At 65.2% G+C, this 18,557-nt stretch carries 15 protein-coding genes; 3 read left to right on the forward strand and 12 right to left on the reverse strand.

Translation table 11 applies throughout. The features are described from left to right. Positions 1-132 precede the first annotated feature (132 nt). Together NP552_RS05910 and NP552_RS05915 are read left to right on the forward strand one after the other, a co-directional pair. Positions 133-3,033, forward strand: coding sequence for a membrane-targeted effector domain-containing toxin (locus tag NP552_RS05910; protein WP_274096549.1), 2,901 nt, complete (start codon positions 133-135; stop codon positions 3,031-3,033). A 131-nt stretch (positions 3,034-3,164) separates the two neighbouring features. Next, positions 3,165-6,095 (forward strand): membrane-targeted effector domain-containing toxin, encoded by a 2,931-nt coding sequence (locus NP552_RS05915; RefSeq protein ID WP_274096550.1) that lies wholly within the window; start codon positions 3,165-3,167, stop codon positions 6,093-6,095. Positions 6,096-6,189: 94 nt separating this feature from the next. Here NP552_RS05915 and NP552_RS05920 read toward each other — a convergent pair whose 3' ends face one another. The 5 genes from NP552_RS05920 to NP552_RS05940 form a co-directional block, all read right to left on the reverse strand. Continuing rightward, positions 6,190-7,614 (reverse strand): gamma-aminobutyraldehyde dehydrogenase, encoded by a 1,425-nt coding sequence (locus NP552_RS05920; RefSeq protein ID WP_054915058.1) that lies wholly within the window; start codon positions 7,612-7,614, stop codon positions 6,190-6,192. A 122-nt stretch (positions 7,615-7,736) separates the two neighbouring features. Beyond that, positions 7,737-9,068, reverse strand: a complete 1,332-nt coding sequence (locus NP552_RS05925; protein ID WP_043860646.1) for an APC family permease — start codon at positions 9,066-9,068, stop codon at positions 7,737-7,739. 10 nt (positions 9,069-9,078) lie between these two features. Next, a complete protein-coding gene (locus NP552_RS05930; protein ID WP_043860647.1) occupies positions 9,079-10,236 on the reverse strand; it encodes an iron-containing alcohol dehydrogenase in 1,158 nt (385 codons plus the stop codon). A gap of 269 nt (positions 10,237-10,505) precedes the next feature. Then, positions 10,506-11,963 carry a gamma-aminobutyraldehyde dehydrogenase gene (locus NP552_RS05935; protein WP_104571850.1) on the reverse strand — a complete coding sequence of 486 codons (1,458 nt, stop codon included), beginning with the start codon at positions 11,961-11,963 and terminating at the stop codon, positions 10,506-10,508. Positions 11,964-11,997: 34 nt separating this feature from the next. Then, positions 11,998-12,912 (reverse strand): LysR family transcriptional regulator, encoded by a 915-nt coding sequence (locus tag NP552_RS05940; protein WP_043860656.1) that lies wholly within the window; start codon positions 12,910-12,912, stop codon positions 11,998-12,000. A 198-nt stretch (positions 12,913-13,110) separates the two neighbouring features. Here NP552_RS05940 and NP552_RS05945 point away from each other — a divergent pair, with 198 nt between their 5' ends. After that, the gene (locus tag NP552_RS05945; protein WP_043860649.1) at positions 13,111-13,659 is read left to right on the forward strand and encodes an NAD(P)H-dependent oxidoreductase; all 549 of its coding nucleotides are present in this window, start codon (positions 13,111-13,113) and stop codon (positions 13,657-13,659) included. Positions 13,660-13,661: 2 nt separating this feature from the next. Here NP552_RS05945 and NP552_RS05950 read toward each other — a convergent pair whose 3' ends face one another. From NP552_RS05950 to NP552_RS05980, 7 genes are all read right to left on the reverse strand, one after another. After that, the gene (locus NP552_RS05950; protein WP_043860650.1) at positions 13,662-14,015 is read right to left on the reverse strand and encodes a winged helix-turn-helix transcriptional regulator; all 354 of its coding nucleotides are present in this window, start codon (positions 14,013-14,015) and stop codon (positions 13,662-13,664) included. 103 nt (positions 14,016-14,118) lie between these two features. Further along, positions 14,119-14,517 carry a heme-binding protein gene (locus NP552_RS05955; protein ID WP_116052997.1) on the reverse strand — a complete coding sequence of 133 codons (399 nt, stop codon included), beginning with the start codon at positions 14,515-14,517 and terminating at the stop codon, positions 14,119-14,121. 81 nt (positions 14,518-14,598) lie between these two features. Then, on the reverse strand, positions 14,599-15,327 hold the full coding sequence (locus NP552_RS05960; RefSeq protein ID WP_054915062.1) for an amino acid ABC transporter ATP-binding protein: 729 nt from the start codon (positions 15,325-15,327) through the stop codon (positions 14,599-14,601). Further along, complete coding sequence (locus tag NP552_RS05965; protein WP_054915063.1) at positions 15,324-15,986, reverse strand: amino acid ABC transporter permease; 663 nt, start codon at positions 15,984-15,986, stop codon at positions 15,324-15,326. Before NP552_RS05965 ends, NP552_RS05960 begins: the two co-directional genes overlap by 4 nt. A gap of 52 nt (positions 15,987-16,038) precedes the next feature. Continuing rightward, positions 16,039-16,803, reverse strand: coding sequence for an ABC transporter substrate-binding protein (locus NP552_RS05970; RefSeq protein ID WP_054915064.1), 765 nt, complete (start codon positions 16,801-16,803; stop codon positions 16,039-16,041). Between the two features lie 31 nt (positions 16,804-16,834). After that, positions 16,835-17,191 carry a RidA family protein gene (locus NP552_RS05975; RefSeq protein WP_054915065.1) on the reverse strand — a complete coding sequence of 119 codons (357 nt, stop codon included), beginning with the start codon at positions 17,189-17,191 and terminating at the stop codon, positions 16,835-16,837. 25 nt (positions 17,192-17,216) lie between these two features. Beyond that, positions 17,217-18,473, reverse strand: coding sequence for an NAD(P)/FAD-dependent oxidoreductase (locus tag NP552_RS05980; RefSeq protein WP_229589563.1), 1,257 nt, complete (start codon positions 18,471-18,473; stop codon positions 17,217-17,219). Positions 18,474-18,557 lie beyond the last annotated feature (84 nt).

The raw sequence follows: 18,557 nt of genomic DNA on the forward strand, positions 1-18,557 counted from the left end.
TGCGAAACTTTAAGTGAAGAGTTGCCCCGGCAGCGGCACACGATGCCGCACCCACCCGCGCAGCACTATCTACCGCACCTGCCCGCTAGAGCCAGCCCATCCTGCCATGGCCCAGACCAAGGAAGGATCGCCATGCCCCAGCCCCCCAACCCACAACGCGCGCAGCTTCAGGACATTGCGCGCCAGCTCGTCGTCAACTGCCCGGACATGCGCCAGATGGCCCGTGAGGTGGCCGTCGACGCCCTGAAGAAGTTCGCCCGCAGCAGCCTCGATCCGGACACCGTGTACCTGCACCGTTTCAAGGCGGCCCAGTCCAACCCCAGAAGCTTCAGCGGCTGGGAGCACCGTGAGCTGCCCTACCAGTCGCTGACGTTGCCGCAACTGGTGATGCAGCGCTTCGACGCCAACGACCAGGACAACGCCGACCTGCTCGGCTACCGCACCGGCTTCTACCGCGAAGGCGCGCATGCCGGGGTGTTCGACGAACGCAACGAAGTCCCCATGGCACCGGCCGATGTGCTGCGCTACTTCTGGCAGATCGACTTCAGCTCGGTCTTCAAACAGAAGATGCAGGCGTTCTGGGCCGACAGTGCAGAGGCGTTTCGCAGCATGGCCAAGGCCAACTTCCTGAGCAAGGTGGTGGAAGCCTGCGAACACGCAGACCTGCCCGAACAGCGCAAACGCTACCGCCTGCTGGCCCGGGCACTGGCCGGCGTCACCGACTGGCCGCCCACCCTCGAACAACTGCAGCAAACGCATGTTCCCGACCAGGGGGTGCGCCTGCATGCCTTCGACATCGGCGGCTACGTCGCCAGCGACATGCTGCGTGCCGTGCTGCCCGATGGCTACCAGGTGCTGTACATGCCCGGCGAGGTCACGGCCCTGCACCTGTTTGCCAACCCTGCGCAGCTTTACTGGTGGGTGCTGCAGAACACCAATGCCGCAGATAACCGCGCGCGCCTGATGGCCCACTTCGCGTTGTCCAGCCATGCCGAAAACCCCGCCGTGGTCGGGCTCGAGCATCTGATCGACCTGCTGTTCTCCAACTGGGCCGGCAGCGCACACGATGCCATCAACCTGCTGAACAAGCCGGTCGACCAGGATGCATTCAGCTACCTGCGCGATGCGGCGCGACAGCGCATGAGCGACGACGCGCACTTCGCCCTGCGCTCCAACGCCGACCTGCGCAAACAGATGTGGGTGGCGGACCTGCACGCCTTTACCCGGTTCGCCGGGGCAATGGCCGCCTTCGACTGGCCGGTTGCACTGGCTGCCGTGGGCGCAGGGCTTGGCGAGACCGGCCTGTCCATCGACGAGGCGATCAACGGCCACACCACTGCCGAACGCCAGGCGGGCGTCATCGGCGCCGTACTGGCCTGCATCGACACGCTGTTCAACGCGACGCTGCTCGGCGAGGAGACCGGTGAAGTGATACGGGTCGACGGCGAGGTGCCCGCCGTCGCCGAGCCCTATGTGGAGGCCGAGGACGAACCCCTTGCCACTGCCGAGGATATTGACGCCCAGGTACCCGCCCCCCTGCGACCGACACCGGCTTCCCAGCGCCTGGCCACCTTCGAGACCAATGCCCTGCTCGACGGCGAGAAACCCGGGGTCGGCAAGATGCAGGGCATCTACTCGCTGGCCGACGGTTTCTATGTAGCGATCGGCGATTTCGCCTACCAGGTGCGGTACGTGGGCGAGCTCAAGAGCTGGGTGGTGATCGACCCGAACGCGCCCTTTTCGTTCTACCGCAACGTGCCCATCCGGCTCAATGCGCAACAGCAGTGGGAGCCCGTCGCACAGGGCCGCCTTCTGGGGGGTACACCGCGCTTTCGCCTGAAACTGTGGGGTCGCAGCGACTACGCGCCACCCCCTGCCGAACGTATCCCCACGCCCTACGAGTTGCTCCCACGCCAGCAGGCACAGCTGCGTTCGGTGGATGACGAACAGCTCAGTGGCATTACCTACCGGGCCAATCAGCCACACCTGGAACAAGCCTGCGACCTGTTTCGCACACTGCGCAGCAAGCTGCTGAACGACGCCAGGGAGTACCTGAGCACGGTGGAGCTGCCGCCACGCCCGCAACTGCCGCTGTTCGAAAGCAACCCGGCGCCCAAGCAGATCCTGCGTGGTTGCTACTCCCGCTGCGACGGCGTGGTGATCGGCGAATGCCACGCACACCTGGGCAGCAAACGCTTTCTGATCGACAACATGGCGCAACTGCGCAAGCAGAAGGTCAAGGTGCTGTACCTGGAGCATCTGCTGACGGACTTTCACCAGGCCGACCTCGATGCGTTCAACCGCACAGGCAACATGAGCCAGCACCTGCGCGACTATGTGGCCGAACTGGACCGAAGCCAGGCCACCGACAGCAGCGGACGCTATACCTTCCAGCAGGTGATGCTCACCGCACAGGCCAACCAGGTCCGCCTCCAGGCCATCGACTGCATGGCCAGCTATCGTCAGGCCTGGCTGGCCACCCCGCCGGGCCCGATCCGCCAACAGATGATGAACTTCTTTGCCCATCGGGTCATTGCAGCAGACCAGGCCCTGCACCCCAGCAGGTGGATCGCCTTCGTGGGCAACACCCACACCAATACGTTTGACGGCGTGCCAGGGCTTGCCGAGCTGCAGGGCGCCATCGGCCTGCGCATCGAAGACATCGAGTGCGGGCTGTCTGTGCGATTCGGCGTGGACCCCGGTATCCAACCCGACCAGCCGGCCAACCTGGCGGCGGTCAAATGCGACCTGCTGCTGCAGGTGCCCATTGCTCCCGCACACGGCGTGGCACGCACCCTGGAAGAAAAGCTGCGCGCTGTCGGCTCCTTCAGTTTCACCCAGGTGGAGGGGACCTTGCAGATGATCCACCGCAGCAAGGACCTGACGCTGCACTACACCCCCATCCAACGAGACGGCACGTTCTACTACATCGATCGGGCGAGCTGGCCACGCGTGGACAAGCGCCGCATGCCAAGCCTGGCGCAACTGTCGACCCTGGTGACATCCAACGGGCTGACCTTCGTGCCACTGTAACGGCGCCGCCCAGCTTTGCTTGCTGCCTGGACGGCCCGGGCTGGCTGGGCGGCCCGCACTACTTACTTACCGCACGCTGCTCGCCGCCCCCGGCCAAGCTGGCCCCTCGCCCCTGACACGGAAGTATCGCCATGCCCCTGACCGCCCAACAGACCCACGACCACGAACAGCTGCAGAACCTGGCCCGACAACTGGTCAAGCATTGCCCCGACATGCGCCAGATGGCCCGCGAAATCGCCAGCCATATCCTGAAGAAACACACCCGCAGCACGCTGGACCCGGACGCGGTGTACCTGCACCGGTTCAACACCGCGCATAGCAGCCCGCGCACCTTCAGCGGCTGGGAACACCTCGGCCCGCCCAGCGAATCGCTGACACTGCCGCAACTGGTGATGCAGCGTTTCGATGTCAACGACCAGGACAACGCCGACCTGCTCGGCTACCGCACCGGCTTCTACAGCCGCGGGCCGGGCACAGGCCTGTTCGATGAGCGCGATGAAGTGCCGATGGCCCCGCGCGAGGTACTCGACGAGCTGTGGAAGGTCGACTTCTGCAGCGCCTTCCACCAGGACCTGACCCGCTTCTGGGCCCGTCATTCGGACAACTTCCGCACCCTGGCCAAGGCCAACTTCCTGAGCAAGGTGCTCGAAACCTGCGCGCACCAGACCGACCCCGCCCGCCTGGCACGCTTGCGGCGGGTGGCCACTGCCCTGGCCGGTGACGCCAGCTGGCCGCCCTCGCTGAGCCAGTTGCAACAACAGGCCAGGCCGGTAGCGGGGGTGCGCCTGTGCACCTTCGACATCGGCGGCCATGTGGCCACCGATATCCTGCGGGTGGAACTCGACGACGGTTACCAGTTGCTCTACATCCCGGGCGAGGTCGACGCCCTGCACCTGTTCGCCAACCACAGCGAGCTGTACTGGTGGGTGCTGCACAACACCAATGCGGCGCAGAACCGCGCACGTTTCATGACCCACTTCGCCCTTGCGGACCGCGGCGAAAAAGCCAGCGCGGTGGGGCTCGAGCACCTGATCGACGTGCTGTTCAACAACTGGGGCGGCAACGGTCACGACGCACTCAACCAGTCGAACACGACCGTGCATGGCGATGGGTTCACCCACCTGCGCGATGCAGCGCGTCAGCGCATGATCGACGATGCGCACTTCTCGCTGCGCTCCAACGCCGACCTGCGCAAGCAACTGTGGATCGGCTACCTCAAGGCCTTCGGCACGTTCGCCAGTGCCATGGCCGCGGTCGACTGGCCGGTAGCGCTGGCTGCCGTGGGCGCCGGGCTGGCCGAAACCGGCCTGAACATCGATCAGGCGGTCAACGGGCACACCACTGCCCAACGCAAGGCCGGCGTGATCGGCGCCGTGCTGGCGGCCATCAACACGCTGTTCAATGCCACCCTGCTCGCAGGCCCGGCCGTCACCGGTGAAATCGCCGAGATCGAACCCAGCCTGGACGCGGGCACGCAGACTGCACCCGTCGAGCCCGAACACACGCCAATGGCCACCCCGGCGGAACTCGCCGAGTGGGCACCTGCGCCGCTGATACCGGCCGAGCGCTCGCAACTGCTGGCCCCGTTCGAAACCAACGTGCTGCTGGACGGGCACGCCACCGGCAGCGGCAAATTCCAGGGTATCTACACCCTGGACGATGGCTTCTATGCCCAGATAGACGGGTTCCCCTATCACGTGCGCTACATCGGCGAGCTGCGTTCATGGGCGGTGGTCGACCCGCAAAACCCCTACTCGTTCTACCGCAACGTGCCCATTGGCCTGAACGACGAAGGCGTATGGCAACCGCTGGAGCAGGGTCTGAAAGGCGGGGCGCCACGCTTTCGCCTCAAGCTCTGGGGCCAGGCCCAGGTACCCGCGCCCGGCCCGGAACGCGTGCCCACCCCCTATGAAGTCGACAAGGCGCTGCAGCCCGAATTGCTCAAGGCCTCCAACGGTGGCGAGGAGTCGAACCTGAGCGGGCGCACGTTCTCCCCCAACAACCCCGCCCGCGAACAGGCCTACGCGCAATTTCGCACCTTGCGCGACCTGCTGGTCGACGACGCCGAAGCGTTTTTCAGCACCGCAAGCCTGCCGCAGCGGCCACCGCTGCCAACATTGGCTGCCGATGCCAGCGCCAGGCAGATCATTCGCAGCGTGTACGAAAACAGCGAGGGCCTGGTGGTCGGCGAAGCCCATTCACAACTGGGCAGCAAGCAGTTTCTGATCGAGAACATGGCCCTGCTCAAGCAGCAGAAGGTGCGGGTGCTGTACATGGAGCACCTGATGACCGACTTCCAGCAGGCCGACCTGGACCTGTTCAACCAGACAGGGCAGATGCCCCAGGCACTCAAGACCTACGTGACCGATCTGGACCGCGGCTGGCACACCGACCCCGCCCAGCGCTACACCTTCATGCAGGTGCTCAGGAGCGCGCAGAAACAGGGCATCCGGATACAGGCCATCGATTGCATGGCCAGTTACCGCCAGGCATGGATGGGCCCCCGACCACCCGCGATTCGCCAGAAGATGATGAACTTCTTCGCCCACCGCGTGATCGCTGCCGACCAGGCTGCCCATGGCGCCGGCAAATGGGTTGCACTGATGGGCAACACCCACGCCAACACCTTCGAGAGCGTGCCCGGGGTCAGCGAACTGCAAGGTGTGATCGGTGTGCGCGTCGAGGACATCGAAATCGGCAGCAGCGCAAGCGTGGGCCGCGACCCGGGGCTTTACGCAGTGGACGACGGTATCCGCGAAACCCGCGTGCAGGGCGACCTGCGCCTGCAGGTACCGATTGCCCAGCCGCCCTCGGCCTCGGGCACGCTGGAAAGCCGGCTGGCCAAACCGGGGGCGTTCGGCTTCAAGGACATCGACGGCAAGATGACCCTGGTGCACCGCAGCAAGGACCTGGCGCTGCACTACACGCCCATCGCAAGGGACGGTGAGTTCATCTATATCGAACGCGCCAGCTGGCCATGGCTGGACAAGCGACGCCTGCCGGACCTGTCGGAAATGGCCTTCCAGCTGTCCCGGTACGGCTTGAAGTACGTGCCGCTGTGACGCCAGGCAGGCGGCGATGAAAAAGGGCAAGGCCACCTGGCCTTGCCCTTGCTTTCGCCTCGCGGCAACCGGGCCGCTAGGCCTGGTGCGTCAACTAGTGCTTGAACATCACATGGCGCACGGTGGTGTAGTCCTCCAGGCCATACATCGACATGTCCTTGCCATAGCCGGAGAGCTTGGCGCCGCCGTGGGGCATTTCGCTGACCAGCATGAAGTGCGTGTTGACCCAGGTGCAGCCGTATTGCAGGCGTGCGGCCAAACGGTGGGCGCGGCCCACGTCGCGGGTCCACACCGAGGAGGCCAGGCCGTAGTCCGAATCGTTGGCCCACGCCAGGGCCTGGGCCTCGTCGTCGAAGGCGGTGACCGTGACTACCGGGCCGAAGATCTCATGGCGCACCACCTCGTCGTCCTGCCGGGCGCCGGCAAGTACGGTCGGCTCAAAGAAGAACCCTGGCCCGGCGACACGCTGGCCACCGGTCACCACCTCGATGTGCGACTGCTCGCGGGCGCGCTGCACAAAGCCTTCCACGCGCTCCAGATGCTGCTGGGTGATCAGCGGCCCGAGCTCGGTGTCAGGGTCGTCCTGCAGGCCGTAGCGGATGCTGGCCACCGCCTCGCCGAGCTTCTTCACGAACGCCGCGTACACGCCCTTCTGCACATACAGGCGGCAGGCGGCGGTGCAGTCCTGGCCGGCATTGTAGAAGCCGAAGCTGCGCACGCCTTCGACCACGGCATCGATATCGGCATCATCGAACACGATCACCGGGGCCTTGCCGCCCAGCTCCATGTGCATGCGTTTCACGCTGTCGGCGGTGCCGGCGATGATGCGGCTGCCCGTGGCCACCGAGCCGGTCAACGACACCATGCGCACCTTGGGGTGCCCGGTCAGGGGCTTGCCGACACTCGGGCCGCGGCCGAAGACCACGTTCACCACGCCTGCCGGGAAAATCTCCGCCATCAGTTGCGCCAGCTTGAGGGTGGTCAGCGGCGTCTGCTCGGACGGCTTGAGCACCACGGTATTGCCTGCGGCCAGGGCCGGCCCGAGCTTCCAGGCGGCCATCATCAGCGGGTAGTTCCACGGTGCGATGGAGGCCACCACGCCCACCGGGTCGCGGCGGATCATCGAGGTGTGCCCTTCCAGGTACTCGCCGGCGGCACTGCCTTGCAGGCAGCGGCTGGCACCGGCAAAGAAGCGGAACACGTCGGCCACGCCCGGCAGCTCGTCGTTGAGCGCCGCCGCGTAGGGCTTGCCGCAGTTGTCCGCTTCCAGGCGCGCCAGCTCCGGGGCGTGGGCGTCGATCGCATCGGCCAGTTTGAGCAGCAGCAGCGAACGGTCCTTGGGGGTGGTCTGCGACCAGCTGTCGAACGCCGCATCCGCAGCGCACACCGCGGCATCGACCTGGGCCAGGCTGGCCTCGGGGATCTCCACCAGCGTGGCCCCCAGGGACGGGTTGAGCACCGCCAGGGTTTCGCCTTCACCGGCGATGAGTTGTCCATTGATCAGCAGGCAGGTTTGCATGGGTTCTCCTGTGCGGCGAGGTTGGCCGCCGCCATAAAAAAGTCGCAAGCGCCCCGTGCCCGCAGCCGGGCTGCGCACAGGGGGAGCATTACAGGGGGGGCAGGCGCCGGGCGCCCGCAGGTTCAGAGTGCGGCTTCAGGCACTGCCGTGCTGAACAGCCGGGTGCGCCAGGCCAGGTACACCAGCCCCAGCAGCACCCAGCAACAGCCGAGAATCAGCGCGTCGGCATCCAGGCTGATCAACATCCAGCCCGAGGTGAAGGCGCCGGCCAGGGGGAAGATCACCCCGCGGACCACGCCGGCCTTGTCGCCGATGCTGCGGTCGAAGGTCAGTTTCAGTGCGCACAGGTTGACCGAGGTGAAGGCCAGGAAGGCGCCGAAGTTGACCAGCGAAGTAGCCGTGGCGATGGTCAGGCCGAACCCGACGAAACCGAAGGCCCCGCACAGGGCGATGTTGAATACCGGGGTCCTGTAGCGCGGGTGCAGCACGCCGAACAGCTTCTGCGGCAGCTGGTTGTCGCGGCCCAGGGCATACAGCAGACGCCCCACGCTGGCCTGGAACGACAGGCCGGCGGCGAAGTGGGCAATGATGATGCCGGTGAGTACCACGCCGAAGAACAGGTCGCCACCGATGGTCTTGGCGATTTCGAAGGCCGCGCCGTCGATGTTCTCGAACAGGCCCGCCGGGTGCGCCAGGTACATGAAGTACGAGGAGCCCACGTACAGGCTGCCGCCGATCAGGGCCACCAGCAGGATGGCACGCGGGATGGTGCGCTCGGGCTCGACGGTTTCTTCGCTCAGGGTCGACAGCGCGTCGAAGCCCAGGAACGAATAGGCGGCGATCGCGGCCCCGGCCATGGTGGCCGAGAACGGCACGTCGGCATTGAAGAACGGCTTGACCGAGAGCAGACCGCCCGGGCCGTTGATGGCCGACACGTAGTGCCAGCACAGCGCGATGAACACCGCGATGATGGTCAGCTGGATCAGCATCAGGATGATGTTGAAGCGGTTGGCGACCTGGATGCCCAGGATGTTGAGCAAGGTGGTGGAAACGATGAAGCCGGTGATCCAGCACCACTGCGGTACATCCGGGAACGCCAGGCTCAGGTAGCTGGCCCCCAGCAGCCAGATCAGCATCGGGATGAAGAAGTAGTCCAGCAGCGCGGCCCAGCCGACCATGAAGCCGATGCCAGGGTTGAACACCTTGCGGGTGTAGGTGTAGGCGGAACCGGCCGCCGGGAAGATCCGCACCAGGCGCCCGTAGCTCAGGGCGGTGAAGATCACGCCGATGGAGGCTACCACATAGGACAGCGCCACGGTGTTCTGGCTGGCCTGGGCGATCACGCCATAGGTGCCGAACACGATCAGCGGGGCGATGAAGGCCAGGCCGAACAACAGCACGGACACCGGCCCGAGGGTCCGGCGCAGGTGCGCGGAGGAAGTCGATGCGCTCATGGTTAGGGCCTCAGGCTGCGTAGGTGTAGGCGGCGCGGATCACGTCGAGGTAGCTCTCGACTGACATCTCCTTGGCGTTGCTCGCATCGGAAATGTTGCTCTTGGACTTCTCTGCGATGGCCAGGAAGTCCTCCTCGCGCACCCCGGCCACATCGGCGAAACGCGGAATACCCAGCTCGCGGTTCATGCGGAACAACTGCTCCACGCCCGCTTCGGCGGCAGCGCTGGCGCCAAGATTGGGGTCGATGCCCAGGGCATAGGCGACATCGGCATGGCGGCGCAGGTCGGCGTCGCGGTTATGGCTGAAAACGAACGGCAGGAAGATCGCGTTGCCCACCCCGTGCGGGGTGTCGTACATGCCGCCGATGGCTTCGGAGATGCAGTGCACGCTGGCGATGTCGGCATTGCCGAAGGCCATGCCGGCAATCAGGCTGGCGATCAGCATCTGTTCGCGGGCCTCGCGGTTGTCCGGCTCCTGCACGGCGGGCTTGAGGTACTGCGCGATCAGGCGAATGGCATGCAGGGCCAGGCCGTCGCTGATCGGGTTGGCCGGCTTGCCGGTGTAGGCCTCGATAGCGTGGGTCAGCGCGTCCATGCCGGTGGCGGCGGCGATGTGCGGCGGCAGCGTGGCGGTGATGTCCGAGTCGAGCAGCGCCAGAACCGGGCCGATGCGGTAGTCCAGGATGCTCATCTTGAACTGGCGGCGGGTGTCGGTGATCACCGAGAAGAACGTGACCTCGCTGCCGGTGCCTGCGGTGGTCGGGATCGCCACGATAGGCAGCACCGGGCCCTTGAGGGTGAAGGCACCTTCGTAGTCCTCGACCTTGCCGTCGTGGGTCAGCAGTACGCTGATCGCCTTGGCCGCGTCCATCGCACTGCCGCCACCCACTGCCAGCACGCCGTCGATGCCCTTGCCGCGATACAGCTCGGCGGCGCGGTTGACGTCTTCGCTGCGCGGGTTGGGCTTGACGTCGACGATCTCGTCATAACGCACGCCGGCCTTGTCCAGGCTGGTATAGATGCTGTCGAGCAGGCCGGCGTTCTTCACGCCCGGGTCGGTGACCAGCAGCACGTGGCGCAGGCCCAGGTCGGTCAGGTGCTCGCCGGTACGCTGGCGCAGGCCAGGTTCCATGACGATCTTGGTGGGTAACAGAAACTGGAATTGCATCGGTAGGTTCCTCTCGCACTGGGGCGCACTTGCAATGTTGTAGTTATGGCAGACGAGTCAGAGGGGCCGCCTGGGCGGTGGGTGTCTGGTTATTGTTGTGGCGGTTGCCGATCGCCGAAGCCGATGGACCGCTTGTCCAGGCGCTGCACGGTGGGCACAGGCCGGTATGGGGCCAGACACTAAGACACGGGTAGCGGATCGACAATTACTAAAAACTCAAGGGAGCATTCGATTAAATCGAATGCTCCCCGTGCACCGGGGGTAGCGGCCTATAGGTGCTGCCCGTGGCGCGCCATGATGTGCCGCACCACGCTGTAGTCCTGCAGCGAGTCGCTGGACAGGTCCTTGCCGTAGCCCGAGCGCTTGAGCCCGCCGTGGGGCATTTCGCTGACCAGCATGAAATGGCTGTTGATCCAGGTGCAGCCGTACTGCAGGCGCGCCGCCACCTGCATGGCCTTGTCCAGGTTCTGGGTCCACACCGACGAGGCCAGGCCGTATTCGGAGTCGTTGGCCCAGTCCACGGCCTGGGCCAGCTCGTCGAAACGGGTCACGGTGACCACCGGGCCGAACACCTCGCGCTGGACGATCTCGTCGGTTTGCCGGCAGCCTGCCAGCAGCGTCGGCTGGTAGTAGAACCCGGGCCCGGCATGCATCGCCGCACCCGTGACGCACTCCACGTGCGGCTGGCTGAGGGCGCGCTCGACGAAGCTGGACACCCGGTCGCGCTGGCGCGTGCTGATCAGCGGGCCGATCTCGTTGTCGGCATCGTGCGTGCCGGCATAGCGAATGCTGCTGACCGCAGCCCCGAGTTCGGCCACCAGCCGGTCGTGGATGCCGGCCTGGGCGTAGACCCGGCACGCCGAGGTACAGTCCTGCCCGGCGTTGTAGTAGCCATAGGCACGCACGCCCTCGACCACCGCCTGCAGGTCGGCATCGTCGCAGACGATCACCGGGGCCTTGCCGCCCAGTTCCAGGTGGGTGCGCTTGAGGGTTTTGGCCGCTGTGGAGAGGATCTTCTGCCCGGTGACGATATCGCCGGTCAGCGAGACCATGCGGACCTTGGGGTGGCCGACCAGGTGAGCGCCGACGTTCTCGCCACCGCCGCAGATGATGTTGATCACCCCGCGCGGCAGGATCCGCGCCAGCGCCGGCGCCAGGGCCAGGATCGACAGCGGGGTGTGCTCGGACGGCTTGAACACCAGGGTGTTGCCTGCGGCCAGGGCCGGCGCGATCTTCCAGGCGGCCATCATGATCGGGTAGTTCCACGGCGCGATCGATGCCACCACCCCGATCGGGTCGCGGCGCACCATGCTGGTGTAGCCGGGTACGTATTCGCCACTGAGCTGACCGGTCTGGCAGCGCACCGCGCCGGCGAAGAAGCGGAACACATCGACGGTGGCGCTCAGATCATCCTTGCGCGCCAGGTGCAGCGGCTTGCCGCAGTTCAGCGCTTCGAGCCGGGCGAAGGCGTCGGCGTGCTGCTCGATGGTACTGGCGATCTCCAGCAGCAGGTTGGAGCGCTGCTGCGGCGTGGTGCGGGCCCAACCGGCGAACGCGCGGTGGGCGGCCAGGATCGCGGCCTCGGTCTGCTCGGCGCTGGCTTCGGCGATAGGGGTCAGCACCTGGCCGGTGGCCGGGTTGAGGATCGGCTCGACGACGCCCTCGCCTGCGACTAGTTCGCCATCGATCAGGAGTGCGGTGGACAACGGGGTCTGCGCGACTGGCATGTGCAGGGTTCCTTCTTGTGGTGTGGCCATGCGGCTAAAGGGATGACTTGCGCCCGCCGTGGGGCTGCTCGCGGGCGACCGTCAGAAACGGGTCGACCAGCGCCGGGCGCGCCGTGCCGCGGCGCCAGGCCAGGCCCACGTCGAGGGTCTGGGTCAGGTCGGCAATCGGGCGGGCCTCGATGATGTCGCCTTCCAGCGACCACGGGCGGTAGGTCATGTCAGGCTGTATCGACACCCCCAGGCCCGCTGCCACCAGGCTGCGCACCGCCTCGGTCGAGGCCGTGCGCAGGGTGATGCGCGGCTGCAGCCCGGCCTGCGCCCACTGGCGCTGGGCGGTGTGGTCCATCTCGTCGACGTTCAGCTGGATCAGCGACTCCCGGGCCACGTCGCCCAGGTTGATGCTGTCGTTTTCGAGCAACGGGTGCTGGGCCGGTAGCCACAGCCGGTAGGGCGAGTGGGTCAGCACCTCCGATTGCAGGGCGTGACGGTCTTCGAGGTTGGAGAGTATCAGCACGCCCACATCGATTTCGCCGCTGACCAGCAGGTGCTCGATGTACGGTCGCTCGTCTTCCATCACGCGGATTTCGACGTTGGGGTAGGCACGCTGGAAGCGCGTGAGCAGGTCGGCCAGGTAGTAACCCGCCACCAGGCTGGTCACACCCACCACCAGCTGGCCGGCGACCTGGTCGGTGCTCTGCTGCAGGCTGCGCTTGGCGTTGTCCACCGTGGCCAGGATCAGGTGCGCCTGGCGCAGGAACTGATGGCCCTGGTGGGTCAGGTGCATGCCCTTGGCGTGGCGATTGAACAGGCTCACGCCGATTTCCTGTTCCAGCTGCTGGATGGCCAGGGTCAGGGTGGACTGGGAGATGTACACCGCCTGGGCCGCAGCCGAGATCGAACCGGTCTCGGCCACGGCAATGAAGTGGCGGATCTGACGCAGAGTCATCATGGGCATTACCCGGTACGTTGTTTTTATAGATGCAGGCGAGTGTATATCTTTTTTATCGATGGCTTGGTGAAAAACGCCGCGCCTGCGGTTCAACGTGAAACCGCGTGGGCGGCCCCGGGTGGTTACAAAAAGGTGCGTACTTGTGGGGATCTGGCGCCCGCCCTAGATTGCCCGCCTCAATCAATGGAGTCCCGAGCCATGCGCACCCTGATCATTCTCGCCCACCCCAACCTGGAAAAATCCGTGGTCAACCAGGCCTGGTTGAAAGCCCTTGAAGCCAGCGACATGAACGTCACCCTGCACCGCCTGTACGAGGTGTATCCCCAGGGCGGCGCGCTGGACGTGGAAGCCGAGCAGGCATTGGTTCGCGCCCATGACAGCATCGTGTGGCAGTTCCCGTTCTACTGGTTCAGCACCCCGCCGCTGCTCAAGCAATGGCAGGACGAAGTGCTCACCCACGACTTTGCCTACGGCCACGGCGAAGGGCAGCGCCAGCTGGCGGGCAAACGTGTTGGCATGGCGATTTCTGCCGGCATCAGGCAAGACGATTACAGGGCCGGCGGGCGTTACAGCTACAGCCTGGACGAACTGCTGCGCCCGCTGGAAGTCACCCTCCGCTACATCGAAGCACTGCCGGTACGCCCGTGGGTGTTCTATGGTGCCGAGTACGCCATCGACCCGGCGGAGCTGGAGGCCAACGCCGAAGGTTACCTGGATTACCTGCGCCAATTTGCCCAGGCAGCCTGAGTTCAGCCTTCGGCGGGCGCCGGCGGTGTCTCGGTGGCCAGCGCATTACCTGAATGCAGGGCACCCCACTGGCACATCGCATCGATGATCGGCTGCAAGGTGCGGCCGTGCTCGGTCACCCGATACAGCACCTTGGGCACCTTGCCAGGGAAGGCTTCGCGCTCGACCAGCAGATCGCCCTGCAACTCCTTGAGTTGCTCGGTGAGCACCTTCGACGACAAGGGGCGCATCAGGCGCAGCAGCTCGCCTGTGCGCTTGGGGCCTTCCATCAGGTGGCACAGGATGGAGCACTTCCAGCGCCCGCCGATGGCCTCGATGGTAGCGTCGATGGGAAAGTTGAACACGCGGTTGACCATGACCGGTTCTCCTGGCTGGGGCGCAAAGGCGTGCAGGATAGCAAGCGCGCCTGCGGCCGGGGCAACTTGAGGCTACTCGACGCCTGGATACACCGCCAACGGATCACAGCGCTGCGACGCCCGCCTTGGCGACCTGCGCATCCTGCTGCGCCTTGACCCCGGACACCCCCACTGCACCGACCACCTGGCCGTCGACGATGATCGGCACACCGCCTTCGAGCGGCGTGATCAACGGGGCACCAACAAACGCCGTGCGCCCACCGTTGACCATGTCTTCGTAGCCTTTGGTCTCGCGCCGCCCCAGCGCCGCGCTCCGGGCCTTTTCCGATGCGATGTAGGCACCGATCGGAGCGCACCCGTCAAGGCGCGCAAGCGCGAGCGGATGGCCACCGTCATCGACGACCGCGATGGCGACCTCCCAATCGTTCTGTTGAGCCTGCACGCAGGCGGCGTCCAGGATCCGGCGAACATCTGTGTGGCTCAGTACGGCTTTGTGCTGCATGTCTGGATTCTCGTCTGGTCATGTTGAGGCCGCCACGCACCTGATGCGCGATGCCCGAAAATGCTTGAGCTACGCCCGCGATCAGGAATGGGATACCCGGCGCAGGAAGTCCTTCATGCGCTCGTTGGTCGGGTTGCTCAGGATCTGCGCCGATGGCCCTTCGGCGACGATCGAGCCGCCTTCAAGGAACAGCGTGCGGGTCGACACGGCGCGTGCGAAGCCCATCTCGTGGGTCACCACCACCATGGTCATGCCTTCCTGGGCCAGGCTCTTCATGACGGCCAGGACCTCACCGACCAGCTCGGGGTCGAGCGCCGAGGTGGGCTCATCGAACAGCATGGCCCTGGGTTCCATGGCAAGTGCCCTGGCAATCGCCACGCGCTGCTGCTGGCCGCCGGAAAGCTGCGGCGGATAGGCGTTGTACTTCGCGGCCAGGCCGACACGGTCGAGCAGTTCCTTGCCACGCTTGCGGGCCTTGTCGACGGGTTCACCCTTTACGTACACCGGGCCCTCGATCACGTTTTCCAGGACGGTGCGATGGGGGAAAAGGTTGAACCGCTGAAACACCATACCCACCGAGCGACAGATCTGGCGGATGTTCCCGGAGCTGGCGTCGACCGTGACGCCGTCAATGCTGATCACGCCGCCGTCGTAGCGCTCCAGGCCATTGATGCAACGCAGCACCGTGGACTTGCCCGAGCCCGAAGGGCCGATCAGGCAAACCACTTCGCCCTGGCGGATCTCTGCACTGATGCCATGGAGCACCTGGTGCGGACCAAACGACTTGGTGATGTTGTCGATGCGGATCATCGGGCACTCCTTTTGTATTTGCGTTCGAGCCAGCCGGCCAACCCCATCAGAGGCAGGCTCAGGCACAGGTACATCAGGGCAACCAGGGTGAAGATGTTGGCGTTGTTGAACGATGCTGCCGCGATCAGCTTGCCCTGCATCGACAGCTCGACCACGGTGATGATCGAGGCCTGGGAGGAGTCCTTGAGCAGCATGATCATGTTGTTGCTGTATGGCGGCAGCGCGATCTTCAACGCCTGGGGCAGGATCACCCGGCGCATGGTCATTGCGCGGCTCATGCCGATGGAGTGCGCCGCCTCGTTCTGACCGGGGTCGATGGCCTGGATACCCGAGCGAAACACCTCGGCCATGTAGGCGGAATAGGCAAGCCCGAGCCCCATGGCACCGGCCTGGAACGCACTCATGTCCACGCCCATTTCCGGCAACACGAAGTACAGGTAGAACAGAATGACGATGATCGGGATGCCGCGAATGGCATTGGTCAGGTAGCGCGAGCCTTCGGCCAGCCAGCGCACGCTGCTGACCCGCAACAGCGCCCAGAACAACCCCAGCAAGGTACTGATGAGCAGCGCGCACAGGGTGATGCCGATCGTTGTCCAGGCACCTTCCATCAGTATCGGAAAGTACTCGACTGCCTGGCTGAAAAAACCTTCGAACATAGGATTGCATCCTCACATGCGGGCACCGTCGGGCGGTGGCCGTGATCACGAATCAGAGTTTCTTGACGTTCCATTTGGTGAGGATCGCGTCGAGCGTACCGTCAGCCTTGAGCTTGGCTACACCGCCATTGATTCGGGCGAGCAGCTCGCTGTTGCCTTTGCGCACCGCCACGCCGATCGCGATACGGATCTGCTTCTGGTAGTCATCGGCAACGCGCAGCTTGCTGGAGCCGGACTGCTGCACGGTGTAGAGCATCACCGGGCCATCGCCTACGGCAACATCGATACGCCCCAGGGCCACCTCGCGAATCATGTCGGACATGCTGTCGTACATCCGCAGCTCCTTGATGCCCTGCTGGGCTTTCATCGGTTCCACCGACACGGTGCCAGTCTGCACGCCGACCTTCTTGCCGGCGAAGTCGGCGCTGCTGTGGTACGCCGTCGTGTCCTGGCTGTTGGCAATCACCTCCTCGCTGTAGGCGAACAGTTCGTCGGAGAAGTCGACCACCTGGGCGCGCTGGGCATTCATGGCGAAAGCAGAGCTGATCATGTCTATCTTGTCCGTCTGCAACGACGGCACCAGGCCACCGAAGGGGATCGGACGCAGCTCGGGCGTGAAACCAAGCTCCTTGCCCAGCGCCTGGGTGATATCGATCATCACGCCCCGAAGCGTGTTGGTCCTGGTGTCCAGGAAGTTGAAGGGCACCGCAGTGGGTGTGGCGCCGACGCGCAGTGTGTCCTGGGCCTGGGCAGTGCCCAGCAGGACGGGAAGAGTCAGTGCCGCACAGGTGGTCAGTTTGATCAATCGGGTGAGCATGGGACGTCTCCTGTTGTTCGCAGAGTGAAGGTCACACAGCTGCGGTAACGATGATTTCCACGAGCATGTCGGGGGCACCCAGCAGGGCCTGGCAAGTGGCGCGGGTGGGCGCGCAGCCATGCGGTACCCACGCATCCCAGGCCTCGTTCATGCCCTGGAAGTCGGTGGCGATGTCCTTGAGCCAGATCTGCGCAGTGAGCAGTCGGGTGCTGTCACTGCCGACAGAAGCGAGCAACGCGTCGATGCGCTTGAGAATCTCGGTCGTCTGGGCCTTGATATCGCCACTTCGCTCGGCGGCGACAACCCCGGCAAAGTAGGCGGTGCCCGCATGCACGACAATGCGGCTCATGCGGGCGTTGGTCTGGTGGCGCGTGATGGCGTTGTTCATGGTCATCTCCTGGGGTGTGAGTAGGTCAGAAACGGCTGATCGAAAAGGGCAACAAGTCGCGTTGGGCATCGACAGACCCTGACATGGCCAGAGCCAGCAAGCGTCCCGTGCCCGCCGATCCGGTCAACCCGAGGTGGCCGTGGCCGAACGCGCACCACAGGCCCGTGTGCCCGGGAAGTTCGCCAATCACCGGAAGCGAATCGGGGAGACACGGACGGTGGCCCATCCACTCGGTGGCAGCACGAATGTCCAGGCCTGGAAGCCCTGCCTTGGCGTGAGCGGCGAGCAACTGCGCGCGAGGGCTGCTTGGCGCTCGCTGCAGGCCGCCGAACTCGACGGTGCCGGCAACCCGCAGCCCTTGCTGCATGGGCGTCATGAACACCTTGCGGTCTGCGAGAACCACGATGCGCTGAAGCTCCACGCCGCCGTGGGGAAAACGCAGGTGGTAGCCGCGTTGTGTTTCCAGCGGAACCTTCACCCCCAGCGGGCGCAGCAGTTGAGCAGACCAGGCGCCTGCAGCGACAACCACCTGCACCGCACAGTAGTCCCCGGACTGGGCGCCAACGCGCCAGCCGCTGGTATCCCGTGCCAGGCGTTGCACTCGATCGCGGATGAACCTCACGCCGCGCGTCTTCAGATGCTCTGCAATGACTGTGGCGTAGCGCTGCGGCTCTCGGACCCACAGCTGATCGGGCAGGTAGTAGCCGGTTTGATAGATCGGCCCGAGCGCAGGCTCCAGCGCTCGGATCTCTTCGCCCGTGACATGCCGGGCGTCGAGCCCATGCTGTTTTTTCAGGGCCCAGCCGGCGTTGTCTTTCTCCAGGCTGGCCTGATCGGGGTAAAGGTGCAGTTGACCCGTTTCCGCGATCAGTTCACGGCAGCCAGCCTTGGCGGCGATGGCCTTGTGCTGGGTTGTCGCATCCCCCAGCAATGCATGCAGGGCCTGGGCAATCTGCGCAACCCTGGCCGGTCGCGAGGCGGCAACAAAGCGCACCATCCACGGCGCCACCGTGAGCAGGTAACTGGCGGGAAGGTACAACGGCCCCGTGGGGTCGAGCAGCATGCGCGGCGCCTGCTTCAACACGCCGGGCATGGCCAGGGGGGCCACGGCACCGGAGGCAATCGAGCCGGCGTTGCCGGACGAGCACTCCGCCCCCGGAGCACCGGGATCGATGACGGTTACCGAAACGCCCGTCGCAAGCAGATGGTAGGCGGTACACAGGCCGACTATTCCGGCGCCGATGACGATCGCTTCGGGTTTGCGAGCTTGAGTAGTGGGCATCTTGTACAGGGCTCTTGATGGATGAGTCCCCGAGAGGATGCAGAGCCTGTACCGAATCTGATATCAATGTATCGCACAGCAATA

Source organism: Pseudomonas sp. 8209 (assembly GCF_028682105.1).
Taxonomy (GTDB): Bacteria; Pseudomonadota; Gammaproteobacteria; order Pseudomonadales; family Pseudomonadaceae; genus Aquipseudomonas; species Aquipseudomonas palmensis.

Coding starts and splice junctions, on each gene's coding strand:
- NP552_RS05910 (WP_274096549.1), top strand. CDS start 133: ATGCCCCAGCCCCCCAACCCACAACGCGCGCAGCTTCAGGACATTGCG.
- NP552_RS05915 (WP_274096550.1), top strand. CDS start 3,165: ATGCCCCTGACCGCCCAACAGACCCACGACCACGAACAGCTGCAGAAC.
- NP552_RS05920 (WP_054915058.1), bottom strand. CDS start 7,614: ATGCAAACCTGCCTGCTGATCAATGGACAACTCATCGCCGGTGAAGGC.
- NP552_RS05925 (WP_043860646.1), bottom strand. CDS start 9,068: ATGAGCGCATCGACTTCCTCCGCGCACCTGCGCCGGACCCTCGGGCCG.
- NP552_RS05930 (WP_043860647.1), bottom strand. CDS start 10,236: ATGCAATTCCAGTTTCTGTTACCCACCAAGATCGTCATGGAACCTGGC.
- NP552_RS05935 (WP_104571850.1), bottom strand. CDS start 11,963: ATGCCAGTCGCGCAGACCCCGTTGTCCACCGCACTCCTGATCGATGGC.
- NP552_RS05940 (WP_043860656.1), bottom strand. CDS start 12,912: ATGATGACTCTGCGTCAGATCCGCCACTTCATTGCCGTGGCCGAGACC.
- NP552_RS05945 (WP_043860649.1), top strand. CDS start 13,111: ATGCGCACCCTGATCATTCTCGCCCACCCCAACCTGGAAAAATCCGTG.
- NP552_RS05950 (WP_043860650.1), bottom strand. CDS start 14,015: ATGGTCAACCGCGTGTTCAACTTTCCCATCGACGCTACCATCGAGGCC.
- NP552_RS05955 (WP_116052997.1), bottom strand. CDS start 14,517: ATGCAGCACAAAGCCGTACTGAGCCACACAGATGTTCGCCGGATCCTG.
- NP552_RS05960 (WP_054915062.1), bottom strand. CDS start 15,327: ATGATCCGCATCGACAACATCACCAAGTCGTTTGGTCCGCACCAGGTG.
- NP552_RS05965 (WP_054915063.1), bottom strand. CDS start 15,986: ATGTTCGAAGGTTTTTTCAGCCAGGCAGTCGAGTACTTTCCGATACTG.
- NP552_RS05970 (WP_054915064.1), bottom strand. CDS start 16,803: ATGCTCACCCGATTGATCAAACTGACCACCTGTGCGGCACTGACTCTT.
- NP552_RS05975 (WP_054915065.1), bottom strand. CDS start 17,191: ATGAACAACGCCATCACGCGCCACCAGACCAACGCCCGCATGAGCCGC.
- NP552_RS05980 (WP_229589563.1), bottom strand. CDS start 18,473: ATGCCCACTACTCAAGCTCGCAAACCCGAAGCGATCGTCATCGGCGCC.